This is a genomic window from Streptomyces sp. NPDC005496 (genome assembly GCF_042872045.1).
Lineage (GTDB): Bacteria > Actinomycetota > Actinomycetes > Streptomycetales > Streptomycetaceae > Streptomyces.
The window spans coordinates 121,820-144,150 of record NZ_JBIAJQ010000005.1 but is presented as its reverse complement, the minus strand read 5'-3'; the positions used below and the strand labels follow the sequence as shown (position 1 = coordinate 144,150).

The window sequence follows — 22,331 nt, the reverse complement described above, 5'->3', positions numbered from 1 at the left end:
AGGGCGGAAAACTACCCGGACAGGGTTGCGGCGGTACGAGTTCTCGTACCGCCGCTGGCATGTTCACCGGGTTACCAAGCGTCCTCGAGTGTTGCCCATCAGGTCGGGAACTCTTGCCCGTCACCTGGTGCGGCTGGCCCGTAATCGACGGGTCGACGTCGCGTGGGTGCCTGGTGTCCATGCTCGGTCCGTGGGGCCTTGGTGCGTTCTAAGGTGATCCTCTCGGATGTCCTTGGTCTCGCGGGCCGTTAACTTCTTTGTACTCCAGGTTCGGAGGAAGCGGAACCCCTGGCCGTACTTCTTTACTTTTAGCCCTAAAGCGGTGTGAATGGGGCGGCGTTTCGCGAGCCGCAACTCCCGTACCTCGTCGCCTGCTGGTCGCCGCCGTCACACGGCGGGCGTCCGGCGCCGGCTCGCGTACCAGACCAGCCCCGCCGTGGCCGCGGCGCCGCCGATCGCGGCCATGGCGACGAGCGCCGGGCGCGGCGGCACCGACAGGGCCGGCAGGCGCTTCTTCAGCCGGACCGGACGGTGGAAGTCCAGGATCGGCCAGCCCCGGGCGACCGCCTCGCGCCGCAGCGTGCGGTCCGGGTTCACCGCGTGGGGGTGGCCGACGGAGCCGAGCATCGGCAGGTCGGTCGCCGAGTCGCTGTAGGCGTAGCAGCGGGACAGGTCGTACCCCTCGGACGCGGCCAGCTCCTTGATCGCCTCCGCCTTGGTGGGGCCGTACGCGTAGTACTCCACCTCGCCGGTGAAGCAGCCGTCGTCGCCCACGACCATGCGGGTCGCCACCACGCGGTCGGCACCGAGCAGTTCGCCGATCGGCTCGACCACCTCCGCGCCCGACGTGGACACGATGACGACGTCGCGCCCCGCCGTGTGGTGCTCCTCGATGAGGGACGCGGCCTCGTCGTAGATGATCGGGTCGATCAGCCCGTGCAGTGTCTCGGCGACGATCTCCTTGACCTGCTGGACGTTCCAGCCGCGGCACATGGCGGACAGGTACTTCCGCATCCGCTCCATCTGGTCGTGGTCGGCGCCGCCCGCCAGGAACACGAACTGGGCATAGGCGGTGCGCAGGGCGGCCCTTCGGTTGATCAGCCCGCCTTGGTAGAACGACTTGCTGAACGTGAGGGTGCTCGACTTCGCAATGACCGTCTTGTCCAGGTCAAAGAAGGCAGCTGTACGGGGCAAGGAGTGGTTTTCCACGAGGCAGAGCATAGGCGCCCACCATTCGGCGTAGTGTGGGGCGCGTGGGTTTGCCTGAGAGGGCTCTCGGGTACACCATGGAAGTCACGGATCGTTCGCGACCGTGCTAACCCGGCCCGACTCCTCCCCCCCCGAGTCGGCCGTGGGGACGACCCCCGCTCTCCCCCCCGGCGGGGGTCGTCGCATGTCCGGGTGGGTTTCTCCCTTTACGTTCGCAGTCTGTCCGCATCCGGGCCCACTTCTCGGGCCTGTCGACGCGTGCCCATGATCCGTTACTGCGCGTAGTCGTACCACTGCTCTGCGGAAGTCGTACAGAGGTCACCTATGAGAGTGACGGCGATATTCACAGCCTCTGAGTTGTCCACAGTTATCCACCAAGATCCACAAGATTTCCGTGTTCGTTGCACCGTGATTCCAGCGCGACCACTCGCGGCGAGTTCATGGCCGGTTCCGTTTGTCGGACGCGTTTTGGCCGGTTCGTATCGGCCGTTCATATGGAGGCCGGTTGCCGGCTCTTCACACATGAAGGAATCGCGGGGCCGTTCCACGCCCCGCCGAGGCAGCATCGAAGGGGGCTGGAGATCGTGGCCGGAGCCATCACCCACGGCCGGCCGCCCACCGCCGAGGGGCGGCAGGGCGGACCGTTGATCGTCACGGAGGACGTCGAACTGCTGGACGACCTGCTGCGCCTGTGCGCGGCGGCGGGCGCCCGGCCCGAAGTCCACCCGGGGGTACCGGAGCGCGGCGGCGGATGGGAAGCGGCTCCGCTTGTCCTCGTCGGGGACGACGCGGCGGCCCGGGTGCGCGGAGCCGCCCGCAGAAGGGGCGTGGTGCTGGTCGGGCGGGATCAGGACGATTCCGGGGTCTGGCAGCGGGCCGTGGAGATCGGCGCCGACCACGTCCTGATGCTTCCGGACGGGGAGCGGTGGCTGGTCGACCGCATCGCCGACGTGGCCGAGGGCGTCGGCAGGCCCGCGCTCACCGTCGGCGTGATCGGCGGCCGGGGCGGTGCCGGGGCTTCCACACTGGCCTGCGCCCTCGCGGTCACCTCCGCGCGGCAAGGACGGCGCACGCTGCTGGTCGACGCCGACCCGCTGGGCGGCGGACTGGACGTGCTCCTCGGCGGAGAGACGGCCGAGGGCCTGCGCTGGCCGGCCTTCGCCGCCTCCCGCGGCCGGGTCGGCGGCGGAGCCCTGGAGGAGTCGCTGCCCGAGCTGCACGCCCTGCGGGTCCTCAGCTGGGACCGCGGCGACGCGGTGACCGTCCCGCCCCCGGCGGTCCGGGCCGTCCTCGCCGCGGCCAGGCGGCGCGGCGGCGCGGTCGTCGTCGACCTGCCGCGAAGGATCGACGAGGGCGCCGCGGAGGCACTCGCCCAACTGGACCTGGGAGTACTGGTCGTCCCCGCCGAGCTGCGCGCGATCGCGTCGGCCGGACGGGTGGCGTCGGCGGTCGGCATGGTGCTGCGCGACCTGCGCGTCGCGGTGCGCGGGCCGTACGCACCCGGACTGGACGACCGCGAGGTGGCCCGCCTGCTGGGACTTCCCCTGGTCGGCGAGGTCCCCGCCGAGCACCCCCGTCCGGACGGCGGCGTACCGCCGGGTGGCGCCGCACGAGGCCCGCTCGCCCGCTTCTGCACGGCCTTCTGGGAGCGCGTGCCGGCCGAAAGGGGTGCCGTATGAGCCGGCCTCAGAGGATCGGCGAGCGTAAGCGGCTCGGGGCGTACGGGGTCTCCGGTACGGGGCACCGGGTGCGCGGGGTCGCGGACGGCTCGGGCGTGGGACCGGGAGTCGGAGGGGCGGCGAGTGCCGGTTCCGGAGGGATGCCGGGCATGAGCGCGGGCCCGACCATCGGCCGGGGGAGGGGCACGGGAGTCGATACCGGTCCCGGTGGTGGGGCGGGCGCGTACGTGGCGGCGGGTCCCGGTGGTGGCGCGGGCGCGGGCGGGTCAGCGCGGCTGCTGGACGGCGTGCGGCAGTGGCTCGCCGAGAGCGGGGGCGAGCCGACACCCGCGCGGGTGGCCCAGGCGCTGCGCGCACAGGGGCAGGTCCTCGGAGACACGGAAGTACTGGGCGCCGCACACGAGTTGCGCTCCGAACTGGTCGGCAGCGGCCCCCTGGATCCGCTGCTCGCGGACCCGTCGGTGACCGACGTCCTCGTCTCGGCGCCGGACCGGGTGTGGGTCGATCGTGGCGGGGGCCTGGAGCTGACGACCGTCTCCTTCCGGGACGCGGCGGCGGTACGGCGCCTCGCCCAGCGACTGGCGGCGGTGGCCGGCCGACGGCTCGACGACGCCCGTCCCTGGGTGGACGCCCGGCTGCCCGACGGCACCCGGCTGCACGCGGTCCTGCCACCGGTCGCCGTCGGCTCCACCTGCCTCTCGCTGCGGGTCGTCCGCCCGCGTGCCTTCACGCTCGACGAGCTGGTGGCGGCGGGGACGGTCCCACCCGGCGGCGACCGGGTGCTCCGGGCCCTGCTGGACGCCCGGTTGTCGTTCCTGATCAGCGGGGGGACGGGGACGGGCAAGACGACGCTGCTCAGTGCCCTGCTGGGGCTGGTCGGCCCCGGTGAGCGGATCGTGCTCGCCGAGGACTCGGCCGAACTGCGGCCCGACCATCCGCACGTGGTCCGTCTCGAAGGGCGGCCCGCGAACCAGGAGGGCGTGGGCCAGGTCGAGTTGCCGGATCTGGTGCGGCAGGCGCTGCGCATGCGACCGGACCGGCTGGTCGTCGGAGAAGTGCGGGGCCCCGAAGTGGTGTCCCTGCTGGCCGCGTTGAACACGGGGCATGAAGGCGGGTGCGGTGTGTTGACTGAACTAGTTTCTGTATTTGCGCAGGTCAGATGGGTTTCTGCTAGCGTCCGGGCATGGAGCGAGGGGTGGGTCCTGAGAGAGACCTGAGACGTCTTGTCGTGCCGGAGTTAGGTCGGCTGGAGGAGACTAGAGATCCTTGGGAGCCGTACCGGCTGCTGGATGCCTCCGGCACCGGGATCCAGCCTGTCGCGGTGTATTTGAAGGACCTCTTGGCTGCGGACAGCCCCGCGACCACGCTGCGGTCGTACGGGCATGATCTCCTGCGATGGTGGAGGTTCCTGTGGGCTCTGGGCCTGGAGTGGGACCGAGCTGAGCGCGAGGACGCTCGTGACTTCATGCTGTGGATGCAGCTGGCCGACAAGCCGGTACGAAGGCACTGGCGTCACCGGGCAACGGCCGTAGACGGCAGAGTGCCAGCTCCGCGAATCGCCTCGGACAAGCCTGCGCCGGGGACACCAAACCCGATCACAGGAAAGCCGACCATCGGGACGAAGTACGCCGCCAGCACCCGGGCCCACTGCGAGACCGTGCTGCGGGCGTTCTACGACTTCCACCTCGACATCAATACCGGTTCACTTCTGGTCAATCCCTTCCCTCTAGACCGCTCCCGCCGTCGTGGCCGGCCGCACGCACACCACAATCCGATGGAGGAGTTCAAGCACGAGCGGACGGGCCGTTACCGGCCAAAGGTCCCCGAGCGGATCCCCCGTCGCATTCCCGATGACAAGTACACCGAGGTCTTCGCCGGCCTGCGCTCGCACCGAGACCGCGCTCTGCTGGCTTTCTGGATCGCCACCGGCGCCCGAGCGAGCGAGCTCCTCACCTCCACACAATGTGACGCAATCCCTGGCGAACAGGTGATCGGGGTCATCCGGAAAGGCACGCGTGACTACCAGCACCTACCGGCTACCCGGGACGCTTTCGTATGGTTGCGGCTCTACCAGGAGGAGGCCTGGCGGAAGGGCGTCCCGCGAGGGCGTCACCAGTCGTTGTGGTGGACGCTGCGGCGGCCCTGGCGACCGCTGAACTACCACGCGGCCCGCGCCATGTTTGTTCGCGCTAATGAACTGCTGGGCTCGAACTGGACACTCCACGATCTCCGGCACACGGCCACGTTCTTGATGCTGGACGACCCGGACATGCCGCCTGCCTACGTGCAGCACATCCTCGGCCACAAGTACCTGTCGACACTCGAGATCTACAACCGTCCCAGCAGAGACGACGTCATCGCGGCAGGGCTCGCGCACCAGGCCCGCCGGGAGTTGCGCAAAAGCAACCCACCACCGGCACCGACTGCACCTGCCTACAACCCCGAGTCCCTGTCGATCCTGTTTGGAGGGACTCCGTGACGCTGCTGAGTAACGCGGCTCCACCGATGGGGCGGTCTTTGGCTGGCACCGAGGTCGACATGCTGATGGAGCGCTTCCCCGCCCGTTCACGGCCGACGTCCTGGCCAGCCACACGGGAGACACGGGAGCAGATCATCAGTCGGCTCCGGCATCCTCCGCTGAAGTCGCCGACGCAGTCCCAAGGCGCCCGCATGGCTGGGGTGACGGTTCTTCTCCCGTGGCTTGAGACCTTCCCTGGCGAGACCTGGCAGGAGCGTTGGCAGGCCAGCCCTGCCGCAGGGGCGGTGGAGAGCTGGCTTGAGCAGATTCAGCAGTGGGCCCAAGGGGCGGGCAGGAAGCCGTCCGGGGCCACAATGCATGCCGCGCTGCTGGCCTTGATCTGCGCGGATGTGATTCGCCCCGACTGGCCGTGGACGATCGCGAAACCGTCCCGGTTCCTGCGTCCGGCCATCCAGGCCACTCGTGATCCCGAGGGGTTTGCAAAGGTGGAGGCAGTCGTCCCGCCTGGCCTTCTCGGCACTCGCTATGGGTCCGAGGGGCTAAAGGTGATCGCCGAGTTCATCGTCGTTTACGGCGGCCGGGTTCGAGACATTACGGTCGGCGACTTCCTCGCCAGGCTCCAATCGACCGAGTCTCGACGCACACATGCTGTCCGTCTCGCCTATGGCTGGCTCCGGGACCTCCGGCAATTCCCTGCCGATGCCCCACCGACCCTCAGGAACATCACGACCCGGGCGGGCCAGGCGAGCTCGGCCTCGCTAGTGGACCGCTATCAGCTGAAATGCCGCCCCGTCCGCGACCTCCTGGTCGCCTACCTCGACGAGCGCAGACCCGCTCTCGACTACAACACCCTCAAAGGCCTCTCAGCGGCACTCGCGAAGAACTTCTGGGCCGATCTCGAACACCACCACCCTGGCATCGACTCCCTGCATCTACCCGCCGAGGTGAGCGCGGACTGGAAGAAGCGCCTCGCCATGAAGACGGTGCGCAGACGACAGCCCGACGGCACATCCGTCGAGGTCACTGAGCCCCGGCACAACGTCACCAACATCAAGTCCCTGGTCCGGGCCTTCTACCTCGACATCGCGCAGTGGGCCTTGGAGGAGCCCGAACGCTGGGGAGTGTGGGCGGCACCCTGCCCGATCAGAGAGACGGAGTGCTCGGACAAGAAGAATGAGAAGCGGCAAAAGTCCGAATCCGACCAGCGGACACGCGAACGCCTGCCCGTCCTGCCCGCGCTGGTGCGTGTTGCCAGCCGCCGTCTAAGCGAGGCAAGGGCTCGCCTCGACGCCGCGGACGCCGCCCCGCTCGGCTCGACCTTCACCGTGCTAGGCGAGGCGTTCACTGTCCCATCCCAGACTTCGCGAGCCGACGGACGCCCGACCCGAATCCGCGACGCTTCACAGCAAGTTCGTGACCTGGCCGCCGAGGAGCGCAACGCTTTCTTCGCTTGGGCGGCCATCGAAATCCTTCGGTACACCGGGGTGCGGATCGAGGAGCTCCTGGAACTGGGCCACCACAGCATCATCAGCTACAAGCTCCCCACTACCGAGGAGATCGTTCCCCTACTCCAGATCGCCCCTTCCAAAACAGACCGGGAACGTCTCCTGCTGGTCACCCCAGAGCTCGCCGACGTGCTCAGCGCGGTCGTCTCCAGGGTCCGCAGCCAGGACGGGACCGTGCCGGCGATTCCCTCCTACGACGGTCACGAACGGGTCTGGAACGAACCCTTGCCCCTGCTGTTTCAATACCAGTCGGGATACGAACGCCGACGCATGACGTTCAACTTCATCCGCAGGGCACTGGACGACACCCTCGCCGCTTCGGGACTTACCGACGGCTCGGGCAAACCGCTCAAATTCCAGCCGCACGACTTCCGCAGAATCTTCATCACGGACGCCATCCTCAACGGCCTCCCACCCCACATCGCGCAGGTCATCGCAGGCCACAAGAACATCAACACCACCATGGGCTACGCCGCGATCTATCCAAAGGACGCCATCGAGTCTCACCGCGCGTTCATCGCCCGCAGGCGGGCGCTTCGACCAGCTGAAGAGTATCGGGCCGTCACGCCTGAAGAGTGGCAGGAATTCCTCGGGCACTTCGAACGCCGGAAGCTCGCCCTCGGCGACTGCGGACGTGCCTACGGGACCGACTGCGTCCACGAGCATGCTTGCGTCAGGTGCCCCGTCCTCATCGTGGACCCCAACGAACGAGGCCGACTCGTCGAAATCCGCGAAAATCTCGACGCTCGGATCGCCGAAGCGGAACATGAGGGATGGTTGGGCGAGGTTGAAGGGCTGTCGGTCAGCAGGGATGCCGCAGAGGAGAAGATCGCCCAACTAGATGCTCGACAAGAGAAGAAGGATTCACCCGTCTTCCTAGGAGTCCCCAGCTTCAGCCAGATCGCTATTCGTGCGAACTAGGAATAACCATGGATCCGCACCTGGCACCAGTAAATGATGCGGGCCATCGGCCCGCCCATCATCTACTGGTCGTGCAACCTTTCGCCATGCTGATGGCGGAGCTGGGACAAGATTAGACTCCCCAGCCCAAGAACTCCGAACGCGTATCGCTTTGCGTCGTCGCGCTTTTGGATGTTGTGACGGTCCACATTGCTCAGCGCCTGGGCAAAACCCATTCCCAGCCCTCGCCAACCTTCCCACTCCCCGGGCTCCTTGCCGAGTCGATACTGGGCATCAGTAGCGAATACGGCGGCAAAAAGACCTTTGCCGACCAATGCCTGACCGTTGTTGCCCCGGGGATTTCCACACCATCTCCGAACGCAGTCTTCGACATAGATGGCGGTCTGGCTGGCGACAGTCTGCCAGTCCTCATTTTGAACATGTCCCTGAACATGCGACCACAAATCCGGGTCAAACGCCGTCTCATCCACTACGTCGTCGCTGGTTCCGCCTTCCTGCAACTCGAAGATAGCGGCCTCGATGATGCCACTGGCCTTCCGTAGACCCCCCAGAAAGGCCCGCTCAAAGGATGAGTCGGGAGTTCCATTAGTGAATGCCATCAGCGAGTACCGGACATTCTCAAAGTCGGTCAGCAGGTGATGATCTTTCCCGAGTGCTCGAATGAGGGTGGACCTCACTCGCCCTTTCCAGGAAGCGAATTCACCGGACGGTCGAAGTTCTACTCCCCGCCGGTCTGCTTCTTCCTTGAGCCCTGTCAGGACCTCGATGGCTCGTCGAGCGTTCATCGGTACAAGGTATCGACCGCTCGCAGGCTTGGCCTAACGGTTAGTTCAGAGAAGGCACGGTGCACGCGAACGCCGCGGCCCAGGTGCCGGCCCGGCTGGAGGCGTTGGGCACGGCTGCCGGACTCGACCGGGCGGCGCTGCACAGCCAGTTGGCGGCTGCTCTCGCGGTGGTGCTGCATCTCGTGCGCGACCGGGCCGGAAGACGCCGGATCGCCGAGGTGCACGTCCTGGAGCGGGATTCGGCGGGCTGGGTGGTGACGGTGCCCGCGCTGCGGTGGAGCGCGGAGGCGTTCGCGTACGAGCGGGGATGGGAGCGGCTGCGGGGGCTGCTCCGGTCCGGGACCGAGGGGAGTCAGGCGTGGTGACGGGGGAGCGGCGGGACGTGGGCGGAGGCACGGGATGACGGCGACCGTCGGTTCGGGCGAGGTGGCGATGAGTGGGGCCATGGCCTGTGCGGGAGTGGCGGCCTGGCTGCTGGCCGAGCGGAATGCGGAGGTGAAGCGGGCCCGGGTGCTGTGCGCGGAGGACGGGGCCTTGGAGGTCGGGCCGCCGGCGTGGGAGCGGGCGTTCGTCGAAGCGCGGCGGCTGTGGGGACGGCTGACGCCGGAATGGTGGTCATTGGCCGCCGGGTTGCTGGTCGCGGTGTTGGGAGCGTCGGTACTGCCCTTGCTGGCCGGTGCCGCCGGTGTGCCGCTGTTGCGGCGTGCGCGGCGGGCTCGGGAGAGACGTCGGGAGGGCGAGCGGCGGGGCGACGCGGTCATCGCCCTGTGCGGGGCGCTCGCCGGAGAGGTGCGGGCCGGACGGCAGCCGGGGGAGGCGCTGCTGCGTGCCGCGGCCGACTCGGACGGGCTCGGCGAGGCGCAGGGGCTGGTGCTGTCTGCGGCGCGGTTCGGCGGGGATGTGCCGGGCGCCCTCGTCGTCGCGGCCGGGGAACCAGGGGCCGAAGGACTGTCGGGGCTGGCGGCGTGCTGGCGGGTGGCCGTGGACCGGGGCGCAGGGCTCGCGACGGGCCTCGACCGCCTCGAAGGAGCCCTGCGAGCTGAGCGGGACCAACGCGCCGACCTGAGATCCCAGTTGGCCGGGGCCCGTTCCACGGCGGTGATGCTCGCCGGGCTGCCCGTGCTCGGGCTGCTCCTGGGCACGGCTCTCGGCGCCGACCCGCTGCACGTGATCCTGCACACAGGGCCGGGCCTCGGCTGCCTGCTCGTCGGTGCGGTGCTGGAGGCCGTGGGGCTGTGGTGGGCGCTGCGGATCGTGCGGGGAGCTGAGGCGGTATGAGCGCGGAGGTTGTCCACAGGCTGGGGGTTGTCCTGTGCGTGGTGTCCGTCCTCGGATGGCTGGTCGGCGCGGCGGGACGGAAACGAAGGGCACGACGGAGACTCGCAGCAGTGCTGTGCTTGGAGAGGGTGGCGGCCCAGAGGCGCGACCTGGACGTGCGCGTGCGCCATGCGGTGCGGCGGTGGCTGCCGGTGGCGGGAGCGGTCGGTGCCGGCTGGGTGCTGATCGGGGGTGTCGCGGGCCTTCTGGTCGGACTCGCCGCCGGGTTGGGGGTGTGGCGCCGGTGGCTCAGAAAGGGGGCGGGTTCGCCACCCGAGTACGACGCGGCTCTCGCCGCCCGGCAACTCCCGCTCGCAGCCGACCTGCTGGCGGCGTGCATCGCGGCCGGCGCGAGCCCCGTCGCGGCCGCTCGTGCGGTGGGAGAGGCCCTGCGCGGACCGGTGGGGGAGCGGTTGGCGAGAGGCGCTGCCGAGGTCCGCCTGGGCGGTGAACCGGCCGACTCCTGGCGGGCGCTCGCGTCGATGCCCGGAGCCGCCGGGCTGGCCCGGCTGCTGGAACGCGCGGGCGAATCCGGGGTACCGGCGGCGACGCCCGTCGCCCGCATCGCCGCGGAGGCCCGCGCCGAGTGGGGCCGCGCCGCCGAGGCCGGCGCGCGCCGGGCCGGGGTCATGGTGACCGCCCCGGTCGGGCTGTGTTTTCTGCCCGCGTTCATCGCGGTCGGAGTGCTCCCGGTGGTGATCGGCCTGGCGGAAGGCGCGTTGGGAGGTGCGGGCGGATGACAGGAGCGCGGACGGCGTGACGGCGGTGGCGTCGACGGTGACGAAGACGAATGGCAACGAGTGCGGACCTCACGGGGGTTGAGATGAACAAGGCGGTACGGGTGGTACGGGCGGGGCTGACGGCCCTGGTGGACGGGCTGCGTGCCAAGCACGGGAACCTGGTGCGGGCGGCGCGGAGGGACACGGGGATGGTCACGTCCGAGTACGCGATGGGCATCATCGCGGCGGTGGGATTCGCCGCCGTGCTCTACAAGGTGCTGACCAGCGGGCAGGTCAGCGGGGAGTTGCAGGACATCGTGGGGCGAGCGCTCGATGTCCGGATGTGAGGCGGGCGGGGCGGGCCGTCCATCGGGAGTTCGCCGGCAAACGGGGGCGCGGCGGGCGTGGGGCCGGGGTTCGGCCGGGCAGGGGCGGTTGGAGTTCCGGGACGGCTCGGATCATGCCCCGCGAATGACGCGGGACCGGGGATTCGTGACGGCGGAGACCGCGGTGGTGCTGCCCGCCCTGGTGCTGTTCGCGATGGCCCTCGTCTGGGCGCTGCTGGCCGCGTCCGCGCAGATCCAGTGCGTGGACGCGGCGAGGGCGGGAGCCCGGGCAGCGGCTCGCCAGGACCCGCCCGAAGCGGTGGCGGCGGTGGCACGCCGGGCGGCACCCGGGGGAGCGCGGGTGACGGTGCGCCGTGAGGGCGACTTGGTCCGCGTGACGGTCGCGGCCCACCCGCCGGGCCCGGACGGCCTGACCCTCGAACTGCACCACGAGGCAGTGGCGTTGGCGGAGGAGACGGTGGGGGCGTTCGGGTCGAGTGGGGTGGTTGCGGCGACTGGGGTGACCCGGACGGCTGGGTGACCGAAACGGGTGGGGTGGCTGGGAGCGATGGGGCGCCTGGGATGACGGGAGCGTCCGGAGTGACGGGGATGACAGGGGAGTCAGACGTGACGGGGGTGACGAGGTGAGGAGTACGAGGCGCGGCGGGGCGGAGACGGGGGTTGAGAGGGGGCAGTCGGCGGTTTTGACGGGCGGCCGCCTGAACCGGGAGCGGAACGGCGGGTCGCTCGCGCTGGTTCGGTCCGGCAGCGGCAGCGGCAGCGGCAGTGGCTCTGGCGGAGGCCGAGGCCGCGGTCCTGGAAGTGGCGGCAGCACCGGCACGGGCACGGGCACCGGCCTCACCACGGACACCGGCCCCACCACGGGCACCGGCCCCAGCCCCAGCCCCGGCCTCAGCCCCAGTCCCGGTCCCGGCACGGACCTGAACCCCAGCCCCAGCCCCAGCAGTGACCGCGAAAGTGGCGGCGGCCTGGACCGTCCGCCCGCTGCCCTGTCCGGCGTATTCCTGGCGCGAACCCGGCCCGGTACGGTCACGTCACCCACTCGGCCTAGCCGGGCCTACCTGCCCTTGTCGTCTGGCAGAGCGCCGGCGCCTGTCCAGCTCCGTGGGCGGTCCGTGCCCTTGGACAGGCGCCGACCACCCGTTCGGCCGAGTACGGCTTCCCCGTTCATGTCGTCGCGCAGTGGCCCGGCGCCCGTCCAGCTCCCCCGGGTCTGCGAGCCGTCGGACATCCGCAGGGCACCCGTTCGGCGCAATCAGGCGGCATCTGTTCGGACGGCCGGAGCGTCCGACCAGGGATCCGCGTCCGTCTGGGTGGTCGGGGCCGTCGCCGTGCTCTGTGCTGTGTTCGGGGTCGTGCTGGGCGTGGGGCAGGCCGCGGTGACCAGGCATCGGGCGGCCGCCGCGGCCGACCTCGCGGCGCTCGCGGCGGCGGACCACTGGGCGAAGGGCGGCACGCCGGCCTGTGCTGGCGCGGAGCGGGTGGCACGGGTGCAGGGCGCCCGCCTCGTGCGGTGCGACCTCGTGGGCGAGGTCTCGGACGTCACGGCGGCGACCGGCCGGGGGCTGTTCGCCACCGAGGTGCGGTCTAGAGCGGGGCCTGCGGGTCTCCCCGTTCCTCGGGGTCGCCCAGGCCCACCGGTGCAGGCGGACCCAGGGGATCCGGCCGGTCCTGCGGGTCCCTCGGGTCGGACGGGGCCTGTTCCGACGGACCCTGCGCCGGGCGGTCGGACGCCTCCGGCTCGGGGGCGCCCTGGAGCAGCACCGTGAGCAGCCGCACGGCACCCCGCTTGTGCAGCGGATCGTTGCCGTTGCCGCACTTGGGGGACTGGATGCAGGACGGGCAGCCGGCGTCGCACTCGCAGGAGGCGATGGCCTGGCGGGTGGCGGTCAGCCAGGCGCGGGCGGTGTGGAAGGCGCGCTCCGCGAAGCCCGCACCGCCCGGGTGGCCGTCGTAGACGAAGACCGTCGGCAGGAGGGTGTCGGGGTGCAGCGGCACGGAGACGCCGCCGATGTCCCAGCGGTCGCAGGTGGCGAACAGCGGCAGCATGCCGATCGAGGCGTGCTCGGCGGCGTGCAGGGCGCCACCGAGGATCTCCGGGTTCACCCGGGCGGCGTCCAGCTGGTCCTCGGTGACCGTCCACCAGACGGCGCGGGTGCGCAGCGTACGGGGAGGGAGGTCGAGTTTGGTCTCGCCGAGCACTTCGCCGGTGATGAGCCGGCGGCGCAGGAAGGAGACGACCTGGTTGGTGACCTCGACGGAGCCGTAGCAGAGCCGGCCGTCGCCCCAGGGGACTTCGACGTCCGTCTCCAGGACGGAGATGGAGGTCGTGTCGCGGGCGACCGTCGAGTACGGCGGAGCGGCTTCCTCGACCAGGGCGACGGAGTCCTCGAGGTCCAGTTTCCGGACGAGGTACGTGCGGCCCTGGTGGAGGTGGACGGCGCCCTCGTGCACGGCCGTGTGCGCGGCGCCCTCGTCGACGGTGCCGAGGAGCCGGCCGGTCCCGGACTCGACGACCTGGACGGGGCTGCCCCCGCCGCCGCGGATGTCGGTGAGGTCCGCGGCGCGTTCCCGGCGGGTCCAGTGCCAGGCCTTCGTGCGGCGGCGCAACAGCTTCGCGGCCTCCAGCTGCGGCAGCAGATCCGTCGCCGCGGGTCCGAAGAGTTCCAGGTCCTCGTCGGTGAGGGGTATCTCGGCGGCGGCGGCGCACAGGTGGGGGGCGAGGACGTAGGGGTTGTCGGGGTCGAGGACCGTGGACTCGACGGGCTGGTCGAAGAGCGCCTCGGGGTGGTGGACGAGGAAGGTGTCCAGCGGGTCGTCGCGGGCGACCAGGATGGCCAGCGCGCCCTGCCCGGAGCGTCCGGCGCGGCCCGCCTGCTGCCACAGGGAGGCACGGGTGCCGGGGTAGCCGGCGATGACGACGGCGTCGAGGCCGGAGATGTCGACGCCGAGTTCGAGGGCGGTGGTGGCGGCGAGGCCGAGGAGCTCGCCGGAGTGGAGGGCGCGTTCGAGGGCGCGGCGTTCCTCGGGGAGGTAGCCGCCCCGGTACGCCGCGACACGCCGGACCAGGGAACGGTCTGTCTCGGCGAGCCGCTCCTGGGTGATGACCGCGATCAGCTCGGCGCCGCGGCGGGAGCGCACGAAGGCGACGGAGCGCACGCCCTGGAGGGTCAGGTCGGTGAGGAGGTCCGCGGTCTCGGCGGTGGCGGTACGCCGTACGGGTGCGCCCTTCTCGCCGTGCAGCTCGGTCAGCGGGGGCTCCCACAGCGCGAACACCAGCTCGCCGCGGGGGGAGGCGTCGTCGGCGACCTCGACCACGGGGAGGCCGGTGAGGCGGCCCGCGGCGACGGAGGGTTCGGCGGCGGTGGCGGAGGCCAGCAGGAAGACCGGGGAGGAGCCGTAGCGGGCGCAGAGGCGGCGCAGGCGGCGCAGTACCTGGGCGACGTGCGAGCCGAAGACGCCGCGGTAGGTGTGGCACTCGTCGATGACGACATAGCGCAGGGAGCGCAGGAAGGAGGACCAGCGGGGGTGGGAGGGCAGTATCCCGCGGTGCAGCATGTCGGGGTTGGTCAGGACGTAGTTGGCGTACTGACGTACCCATTCGCGTTCCTCGACCGGCGTGTCGCCGTCGTAGACCGCGGCGCGCACGGCGTTTCCCAGCGGTTGTGAAAGTTCCTTCACGGATCGGCACTGGTCCGCCGCCAGGGCCTTGGTGGGGGCCAGGTACAGGGCGGTGGCACCGCGGCCGTTCGGGGCCTCGGCGCCGTCCAGGAGGGCCGTGAGGACGGGCGCGAGGTACGCCAGGGACTTGCCGGAGGCGGTGCCTGTGGCGACGATCACCGACTCGCCGTCCAGGGCGTGCTCGGCGGCGCGTGCCTGGTGGGCCCACGGGTGTTCGATGCCGGCGGCCTGCACGGCTGCGATGACCTCGGATCGGATCCGGTCGGGCCAGACGGCATGGCGACCCGCACGCGGGGGCAAGTGCTCCGTATGAGTGATGCGCGAAGCCCGGCTCGGCCCCGAGGCGAGCCGGTCCAGGACCGTGCCCGGCGAGGGGCTGGAAGCGGTGTCCGTCCGGGTGTGATCGGATCGGTGATTCTTGGCCATCGGGACCGAGTGTGTCACTGGCGTGACGGACAATGGAGCCAAGGCGTCGTGCACGCCTGCCGGTAAGTGATTGAATGCCATCGCGGCTGGCGAACCGTCCCGGGGGCTCTGCCGAGGTGTCCCTTGGGATGACCGCTCGATTAGCAAGGTGCTGGAGGATCCGTGGACCTGTCCCTGTCGACCCGTACCGTCGGCGATCGTACGGTCGTCGAGGTCGGTGGCGAAATCGATGTATATACCGCGCCCAAGCTGCGCGAACAGCTGGTCGAGCTGGTGAACGACGGCAATTTCCATCTTGTCGTCGACATGGAGGGCGTGGACTTCCTCGACTCCACCGGGCTCGGCGTGCTGGTCGGCGGCCTGAAGCGTGTGCGTGCCCATGAGGGCTCGCTGCGGCTGGTCTGCAACCAGGAGCGCATTCTGAAGATCTTCCGTATCACCGGCCTCACCAAGGTGTTCCCCATCCACACCTCCGTCGAGGAAGCGGTGGCGGCCACCGACTGACCCCGTCCCGGGGCCCGCGTGCCACAGGACGGCAGCAGTCGCGCGCCCAGGACGGCAGAAGCAACGCGGGGGGACGGGTCTCGGCGGCCCGGCCCCCTGACAGCACGCCCGTAGTTCTTAGGGGGATGCATGGCCACCGTTGAACTCCGCTTCAGCGCGCTGCCCGAGCACGTCAGGACCGCCCGACTGGTGGCGGCAGCGGTGGCGCGCAGGGCCGGAGTGGACGAGGCCGTACTCGACGAGGTCCGACTCGCCGTGGGCGAGGCCTGCACCCGTGCCGTCGGACTGCATCAGAGCAGCGGTACGTCGGCGCCGGTCCGGGTGTCACTGATCGAGGACGAGAAGCAGTTCTCCATCGAGGTCGGTGACGAGGCGCCGCGTGCGGCTCCGGGCGACCGGGTGCCCGGCGCTCGTGGCGCGTCCGACGAGCCGGACGTGGAGACCGAGGAGGACGAGATGGGCCTCGCGGTCATCAGCGGTCTGGTCGACGACGTCGAGGTGACCGCCGGTGAGAACGGCGGACTGATCAGGATGAGCTGGCCGACCACGCCGCCCGCCGCGCTCATCCCGTAACGCCTTCGGCGTAACCCCGTAGGACACAGACGTTCCATCCGTAGTACCTCAAGGGCCCTGCTCAGCGGGGCCCTTTTTGGTGCGCCGTGCGGTGGGGTGCCTTTTCGTGAATGCATTCACGATCAGTTCCGGGCCGGGGAACTCGGGCGTCAACGCTTTTGGGCCATTACCACTTTCGGGTTCCGTGTTCACAGGCGATCATTTACCGAAGGGCCTGTGAAGGCCAATTCTGTTTGCCGCACACTGTTTTGATCAGGTTCCGGTACCTACAATCCGTCCACATCTTGAGCTCAGCCCAAGCGTCAAGGAGGACGAATGGCGGGGCTTTCTACCCCTCATGAGTTTGACCACCCCACAACCCTCGCAGCCGCGGTACTGACGGACGACAACCGCATCATCGTGATGGTGATCGGGGTCGTCGCGCTCGCGGCACTCGTGGTCGCCGGAATCCTGGTGCGCCAGGTCCTCGCCGCGGGCGAGGGCACCGACAGCATGAAGGAGATCGCGAAGGCGATCCAGGAGGGCGCCAATGCCTACCTGGGGCGGCAGATGAAGACACTCGGCGTATTCGCCGCCGTGGTGTTCTTCCTGCTCATGCTGCTGCCCGCGGACGACTGGAATCAGCGGGCGGGCCGATCGATCTTCTTCCTGATCGGCGCGGCGTTCTCGGCGGCCACCGGTTATATCGGCATGTGGCTCGCTGTACGCAGCAATGTCCGTGTGGCCGCCGCCGCACGGGAAGCGACTCCGGCGGAGGGTGAGCCCGAAAAGGATCTCACCGCCGTCTCGCACAAAGCCATGAAGATCGCTTTCCGCACGGGCGGCGTCGTCGGCATGTTCACGGTGGGGCTCGGTCTGCTGGGCGCCTCCTGCGTGGTGCTGGTGTACGCGGCCGACGCGCCGAAGGTCCTGGAGGGCTTCGGCCTCGGTGCCGCGCTGATCGCGATGTTCATGCGTGTCGGCGGCGGCATCTTCACCAAGGCCGCCGACGTCGGCGCCGACCTGGTCGGCAAGGTCGAGCAGGGCATTCCGGAGGACGATCCGCGCAATGCCGCGACCATCGCCGACAACGTGGGCGACAACGTCGGCGACTGTGCCGGTATGGCCGCGGACCTGTTCGAGTCGTACGCGGTGACGCTCGTCGCCGCGCTGATCCTCGGCAAGGCCGCGTTCGGCGACTCCGGGCTGGCGTTCCCGCTGATCGTCCCGGCGATCGGCGTCGTCACGGCGATGATCGGCATCTTCGCGGTGGCGCCGCGCCGGGCGGACCGCAGCGGGATGAGCGCCATCAACCGCGGCTTCTTCATCTCCGCGGTGATCTCGCTGGCCCTGGTGGCGCTGGCCGTCTTCACCTATCTCCCGTCGTCGTACGCCGATCTGGACGGGGTCACCGACTCGGCCATCCAGGGCAAGGGCGGCGATCCGCGGATCCTCGCGCTCATCGCCGTCGCGATCGGCATCGTGCTGGCCGCGCTGATCCAGCAACTGACCGGCTACTTCACGGAGACGACCCGCCGGCCCGTGCGGGACATCGGCAAGAGCTCACTCACCGGCGCGGCCACCGTCGTCCTCGCCGGCATCTCCATCGGTCTCGAATCGGCCGTCTACACCGCCCTGTTGATCGGCCTCGGCGTGTACGGGGCGTTCCTGCTCGGCGGTACGTCGATCATGCTGGCGCTGTTCGCGGTGGCGCTCGCCGGTACGGGGCTGCTGACCACGGTCGGTGTGATCGTGGCGATGGACACCTTCGGCCCGGTCTCCGACAACGCGCAGGGCATCGCCGAGATGTCCGGCGACGTCGAGGGCGCCGGCGCCCAGGTGCTCACCGACCTGGACGCGGTGGGCAACACCACCAAGGCCATCACCAAGGGCATCGCCATCGCCACCGCCGTCCTCGCGGCCTCGGCGCTCTTCGGCTCGTACCGGGACGCGATCACCACGGCCGCGGACGAGGTGGGCGAGAAGGTCTCCGGCAACGGGGCGCCGCTCAACCTGATGATGGACATCTCGCAGCCCAACAACCTGGTCGGGCTCATCGCCGGCGCCGCGGTCGTCTTCCTCTTCTCGGGGCTGGCGATCAACGCGGTGTCCCGGTCGGCGGGGGCCGTGGTCTACGAGGTGCGGCGGCAGTTCCGCGAGCACCCCGGGATCATGGACTACAGCGAGAAACCCGAGTACGGACGCGTCGTCGACATCTGCACCAAGGACGCGTTGCGCGAACTCGCCACGCCCGGGCTGCTCGCCGTGCTGACGCCGATCGCGATCGGGTTCACGCTCGGGGTCGGGGCGCTCGGCTCGTTCCTCGCGGGCGCGATCGGTACCGGCACGCTGATGGCGGTCTTCCTCGCCAACTCGGGCGGCGCCTGGGACAACGCGAAGAAACTCGTCGAGGACGGTCACCACGGCGGCAAGGGCAGCGAGGCCCATGCCGCGACCGTGATCGGCGACACGGTCGGCGACCCCTTCAAGGACACCGCGGGACCCGCGATCAACCCGCTGCTGAAGGTGATGAACCTGGTGGCGCTGCTGATCGCGCCCGCGGTCGTCAAGTTCTCGTACGGCGACGACAAGAGCGTCGGCATGCGGGTACTGATCGCGGTGTTGTCGTTCCTCGTGATCGTGGGCGCGGTCTACATCTCGAAGCGGCGCGGGATCGCCATGGGCGACGAGGACGACCAGGCGGAGCGGTCCGCCAAGTCGCCTGATCCGGCGGTGGTTTCGTAGATCCGGGAATCCCACGCCGGGCCGGGTGTCGGTCAACGGGCGGGCGGGCGGCGCGCATTGACGTGCCGTCCGCCCGCCCGTGTCCGTTCACGCTGTCGTCGTGAGCCTTATCTCGCTTGGTGCAAATGGCTGCAATAACGGATCAAGCGGACGTTCGTCACGCGGTTGTCCCCCACTTGGCGTGTATGTTCCGGGGCCGAGAGCCATGGAAGGGACCAATCCGGTGAACAAGAAGCTCGCGGCCGCGGTGTCCGGCGGTGCGGTACTGGTGATGGCGCTGTCGGGATGCAGCAGCGACGACGGCAACAAGGAGCTGGACTCCTGGGCCAAGAAGGTCTGTGACGCGGTGAAACCGCAGGCGCAGAAGATCGAGGCCGCCAACGCCGCGATCCAGAAGGAGACCTCGGACAACAGCACGCCGAAGGCGGTGCAGTCGACCGACTCCAAGGCGTTCCAGGACATGTCCGACGCCTACAAGGCGATCGGCACCGCCGTGGACAAGGCCGGTCCGCCGAACGTCGACGACGGCGAGAAGAAGCAGACCGACGCGGTCAAGGAACTCAACGGGATCTCCGCTTCGTACGCCGACCTCAAGAAGCAGGTCGACGGGCTGAACACCAAGGACCAGGCGAAGTTCGCCGACGGTCTCAAGGACATCGCCACCGAACTCGACAAGCTGAGCAAGAGCGGGAACGACGCTCTGAAGAAGCTCGAGGAGGGTGACGTGGGCAAGGCCATGGCCCAGCAGGAGAGCTGCAAGAGCGCCTCCGGCTCGCCCGAGGTCACCAAGGGCTGAGCCTCCCGGCCCGCCTGACCCTGACACGCCTGATCCCGGCCCGCCTGACCCCGGCCCGCCTGACATCGACCGGGCCGGGGTGCGGCGCCTGCCCACCCACGGCGCCCTCGCCTGACAGGGGGCCGGGTGTCCGGCGTGCGCCCGCTGTGTCGTCGCCCTTTGGGGGTGCGGGCTGCCGCCCACCGCACCGTCGCCTCGTAGGGACGCGCGTGCCAGGGTCGCCCGCGGCGCCGTCGCCCCGTACCGGCGCGTGTGCCGGCGCTCACCGCGGCCCCGGGCCGGTCGCCGGCGCTGGTGAGCGTGCCCGGCACAGCGCCTTCCGGGGCTCGCGGGTCACAATGGGGTGGTGAGCCACACCACCCTGTCACCGCTGCCCTCGTCCGACCGTCCCGACGTCGCCGCCCGGCTGCGGGACGCCCTGCTGCGGGCGTCCTACACCGCCGACGGGATGCTCGACCTGCTCGGAGCTCCCGCGTACGCGGCGCTGGCGCGCAGCGAGACCGTGCCCGCGCTCCGGGCGACCCGTGGGGACACGCCGCTGGAGGCGCTCGTACGGCTGTTCCTGTTGCAGCAGCCCGTGCCGCACGCGCGCGTGGCGGACGTCCTGCCGGTCGCCGAGTGCCTCGACAGCGGCTGGCTGACCCCGGTCGGCGGCGACGAGGTGGCCGCGACCGTGGACATCCGGCCGTACGGCGGGACCGACGGCGAGGACTGGTTCATCGTGTCCGACCTCGGGTGCGCGGTCGGCGGAGCCGGCGGCATCGGCAGCCGCGAGGAAGGCGTCGTGCTCGGCGTCGGCGGGGCGTCCACCACGCTCGCCGGCATCACCGTGCGCACGCCCGTCGCCTCCGCGCTCGACCTCGGCACCGGCTCCGGGATCCAGGCGCTGCACACCGCCCAGCACGCCACGCACGTGACGGCGACCGACCTCAACCCCCGCGCCCTGCACATCACCGCGCTCACCCTGGCGCTGTCCGGCGCCCCGGCGGCCGAGCTGCGCGAGGGCTCCCTGTTCGAGCCGGTCGGCGACCGGACGTACGACCTGATCGTGTCGAACCCTCCCTTCGTGATCTCGCCCGGCGCCCGGCTGACCTACCGGGACGGCGGGATGGGCGGGGACGATCTGTGCCGCACGCTCGTTCAGGAGGCGGGGGAGCGGCTGAACGACGGGGGGTACGCGCAGTTCCTCGCCAACTGGCAGCACGTGGAGGGGGAGGACTGGCAGGACCGGCTCCGCTCGTGGGTGCCGCGCGGTTGCGACGCGTGGATCGTGCAGCGCGAGGTGCAGGACGTCATGCAGTACGCCGAGTTGTGGCTGCGCGACGCGGGCGACCACCGCAGCGATCCCGCCGAGTACCAGGCGCGGTACGACGCCTGGCTCGACGAGTTCGAGGCGCGCAAGGTGAGGGCCGTCGGCTTCGGGTGGATCACGCTCCGCAAGACCGGCGCCGCCGAGCCCTCGATCACGGTCGAGGAATGGCCGCATCCGGTCGAACAACCGCTCGGGGACGCGGTGCGGGCGCACTTCGAGCGCGTCGACTTCCTGCGTGAGCACGACGACGCGGCCCTGCTCGCCGGCCACTTCCGGCTCGTGGCCGAGGTCGTCCAGGAGCAGGTCGGACTGCCCGGCGCCGAAGACCCCGAGCACGTGGTGCTCCGTCAGCACCGGGGGATGCGCCGGGCCACCAAGGTGGACACGGTCGGCGCGGGTTTCGCGGGCGTGTGCGACGGCACGCTGAGCGCGGGCCGCATTCTGGACGCCATCGCGCAGTTGGTCGGCGAGGACCCGGTCCTGCTGCGGGACCGCACTCCCGAGCAGATCCGGCTGCTGGTGGAACAGGGATTCCTCGAACCGGCACAGTGACGGGGCCGCCCCGGCCGGGTGCAAGCGCGGCCGGGAGCCTGGCCCGCCCAGGCGGGATGGAAGCGTGCCGGGTGTCGGGATGGAAGTCTGGCCGCCCCGTCCGAGTGGAAGCGTGGCCAAGCTCCGGGATGGATGCTCGGCCCGCCCCGGCCGGGCGGAGGCGGCGCCTCGCACCGGGTTGGAAGTCGGTCCGCCCCGGCCGGGTGCAAGCGACGCCGCGCGCCGCGATGGAAGCGTGGCCCGGCCGACGGGATGAAAGCGTGCCGCGATGGAAGCGGGCCCCGCGTCGGGGCGGGACCTTGCCAGGTGTGCGGACTCGGGAGTCCCGCGAGCTTCCGGTGAAGACGGATTCGACACACCGGCGTGGGGGCGGCGGCTCCCGCTCCCCGGTGGCGACCCACCGCCGCCGGTCCCCGCGGGGCCGGCCGGACCCGCCCTCCGCTCCCCGTTCACCGTGGGTTTCCCCGCTCGCCGTCCGGGCGTGCCAGCCTCCCGAGCCTGGACCACCGGGGCGGGAAGGACACAGCGATGGAGAGCGGACCGGCGATCTTCGCGGGGACGGCGTTCGCCCTGTTCGGAGGCGGACTGCTGGCCTGGACCGCGGTACGGCTGCGGCACCGCGAGCCCGTCGCCCTCGGTGTGAACCCCGTCGCATCGGCGACGCTCGCGAGCCTCGCCGCGGTCGGCGCGCTGGTGCTCGGCGTGTGGTGCTTCACGCGCGCGTAGGGAAGGGCTCTCCGGCCTCCGGGCGGCCGTCCGCCAGTAATTGAGAGGTCACGCTCCGGATGGGGCCGAAACAGCT

Annotated in this window: 16 protein-coding genes and 3 pseudogenes; 16 read left to right on the top strand and 3 right to left on the bottom strand. The window is 70.4% G+C overall.

Going from position 1 to position 22,331, the window contains the following annotated elements:
* Positions 1-387: 387 nt before the first annotated feature.
* On the bottom strand, positions 388-1,221 hold the full coding sequence (locus tag ACFYQQ_RS16685; protein ID WP_355779558.1) for an HAD family hydrolase: 834 nt from the start codon (positions 1,219-1,221) through the stop codon (positions 388-390).
* A 572-nt stretch (positions 1,222-1,793) separates the two neighbouring features.
* Between ACFYQQ_RS16685 and ssd the strand changes: the two genes are divergently transcribed.
* From ssd to ACFYQQ_RS16665, 4 genes and pseudogenes are all read left to right on the top strand, one after another.
* Positions 1,794-2,888, top strand: a complete 1,095-nt coding sequence (gene ssd, locus ACFYQQ_RS16680) for a septum site-determining protein Ssd (RefSeq protein WP_355779556.1) — start codon at positions 1,794-1,796, stop codon at positions 2,886-2,888.
* 149 nt (positions 2,889-3,037) lie between these two features.
* Positions 3,038-4,015, top strand: a pseudogene (locus tag ACFYQQ_RS16675) (TadA family conjugal transfer-associated ATPase); the annotation flags it as partial.
* Between the two features lie 194 nt (positions 4,016-4,209).
* A complete protein-coding gene (locus tag ACFYQQ_RS16670; RefSeq protein ID WP_355779553.1) occupies positions 4,210-5,367 on the top strand; it encodes a site-specific integrase in 1,158 nt (385 codons plus the stop codon).
* The gene (locus ACFYQQ_RS16665) at positions 5,364-7,793 is read left to right on the top strand and encodes a site-specific integrase (RefSeq protein WP_355779550.1); all 2,430 of its coding nucleotides are present in this window, start codon (positions 5,364-5,366) and stop codon (positions 7,791-7,793) included. Before ACFYQQ_RS16670 ends, ACFYQQ_RS16665 begins: the two co-directional genes overlap by 4 nt.
* A 62-nt stretch (positions 7,794-7,855) precedes the next feature.
* On the opposite strand, the gene ACFYQQ_RS16660 is transcribed toward ACFYQQ_RS16665, so the two are convergent.
* Positions 7,856-8,578: a TIGR02391 family protein gene (locus tag ACFYQQ_RS16660; RefSeq protein WP_355779547.1), complete on the bottom strand. Its 723-nt coding sequence runs from the start codon at positions 8,576-8,578 to the stop codon at positions 7,856-7,858.
* A 53-nt stretch (positions 8,579-8,631) separates the two neighbouring features.
* Here ACFYQQ_RS16660 and ACFYQQ_RS16655 point away from each other — a divergent pair.
* The 6 genes and pseudogenes from ACFYQQ_RS16655 to ACFYQQ_RS16630 form a co-directional block, all read left to right on the top strand.
* Positions 8,632-8,943 (top strand): annotated as a pseudogene (locus ACFYQQ_RS16655) (secretion protein); the annotation flags it as partial.
* A gap of 34 nt (positions 8,944-8,977) precedes the next feature.
* Positions 8,978-9,856, top strand: a complete 879-nt coding sequence (locus ACFYQQ_RS16650) for a type II secretion system F family protein (RefSeq protein ID WP_355779545.1) — start codon at positions 8,978-8,980, stop codon at positions 9,854-9,856.
* The gene (locus ACFYQQ_RS16645; protein WP_356163805.1) at positions 9,853-10,635 is read left to right on the top strand and encodes a type II secretion system F family protein; all 783 of its coding nucleotides are present in this window, start codon (positions 9,853-9,855) and stop codon (positions 10,633-10,635) included. The genes ACFYQQ_RS16650 and ACFYQQ_RS16645 overlap by 4 nt, the downstream gene beginning before the upstream one ends.
* 50 nt (positions 10,636-10,685) lie before the next feature.
* Positions 10,686-10,961: a DUF4244 domain-containing protein gene (locus tag ACFYQQ_RS16640; RefSeq protein ID WP_388904807.1), complete on the top strand. Its 276-nt coding sequence runs from the start codon at positions 10,686-10,688 to the stop codon at positions 10,959-10,961.
* Positions 10,962-11,085: 124 nt separating this feature from the next.
* Entirely contained in the window at positions 11,086-11,481 is a 396-nt protein-coding gene (locus ACFYQQ_RS16635) for a TadE family type IV pilus minor pilin (protein ID WP_355794678.1), read from the top strand.
* Between the two features lie 649 nt (positions 11,482-12,130).
* A pseudogene (locus ACFYQQ_RS16630) lies at positions 12,131-12,502 on the top strand (Rv3654c family TadE-like protein); the annotation flags it as partial.
* Between the two features lie 46 nt (positions 12,503-12,548).
* On the opposite strand, the gene ACFYQQ_RS16625 reads toward ACFYQQ_RS16630, so the two are convergent.
* Entirely contained in the window at positions 12,549-15,149 is a 2,601-nt protein-coding gene (locus ACFYQQ_RS16625; protein WP_356238014.1) for a DEAD/DEAH box helicase, read from the bottom strand.
* An 81-nt stretch (positions 15,150-15,230) separates the two neighbouring features.
* On the opposite strand from ACFYQQ_RS16625, the gene bldG reads away from it, so the two are divergent.
* The 6 genes from bldG (at position 15,231) to ACFYQQ_RS16595 (ending at position 22,255) form a co-directional block, all read left to right on the top strand.
* Positions 15,231-15,572 carry an anti-sigma factor antagonist BldG gene (gene bldG, locus ACFYQQ_RS16620; RefSeq protein WP_010986038.1) on the top strand — a complete coding sequence of 114 codons (342 nt, stop codon included), beginning with the start codon at positions 15,231-15,233 and terminating at the stop codon, positions 15,570-15,572.
* Positions 15,573-15,701: 129 nt separating this feature from the next.
* A complete protein-coding gene (locus ACFYQQ_RS16615) occupies positions 15,702-16,145 on the top strand; it encodes an ATP-binding protein (protein ID WP_355786702.1) in 444 nt (147 codons plus the stop codon).
* Between the two features lie 315 nt (positions 16,146-16,460).
* Positions 16,461-18,869, top strand: a complete 2,409-nt coding sequence (locus tag ACFYQQ_RS16610; protein WP_355786705.1) for a sodium-translocating pyrophosphatase — start codon at positions 16,461-16,463, stop codon at positions 18,867-18,869.
* 205 nt (positions 18,870-19,074) lie between these two features.
* Positions 19,075-19,665, top strand: coding sequence for a small secreted protein (locus ACFYQQ_RS16605; protein ID WP_355786708.1), 591 nt, complete (start codon positions 19,075-19,077; stop codon positions 19,663-19,665).
* Positions 19,666-20,011: 346 nt separating this feature from the next.
* A complete protein-coding gene (locus tag ACFYQQ_RS16600; protein ID WP_355780762.1) occupies positions 20,012-21,529 on the top strand; it encodes a methyltransferase in 1,518 nt (505 codons plus the stop codon).
* A gap of 528 nt (positions 21,530-22,057) precedes the next feature.
* A complete protein-coding gene (locus tag ACFYQQ_RS16595; protein WP_355780759.1) occupies positions 22,058-22,255 on the top strand; it encodes a hypothetical protein in 198 nt (65 codons plus the stop codon).
* Positions 22,256-22,331 lie beyond the last annotated feature (76 nt).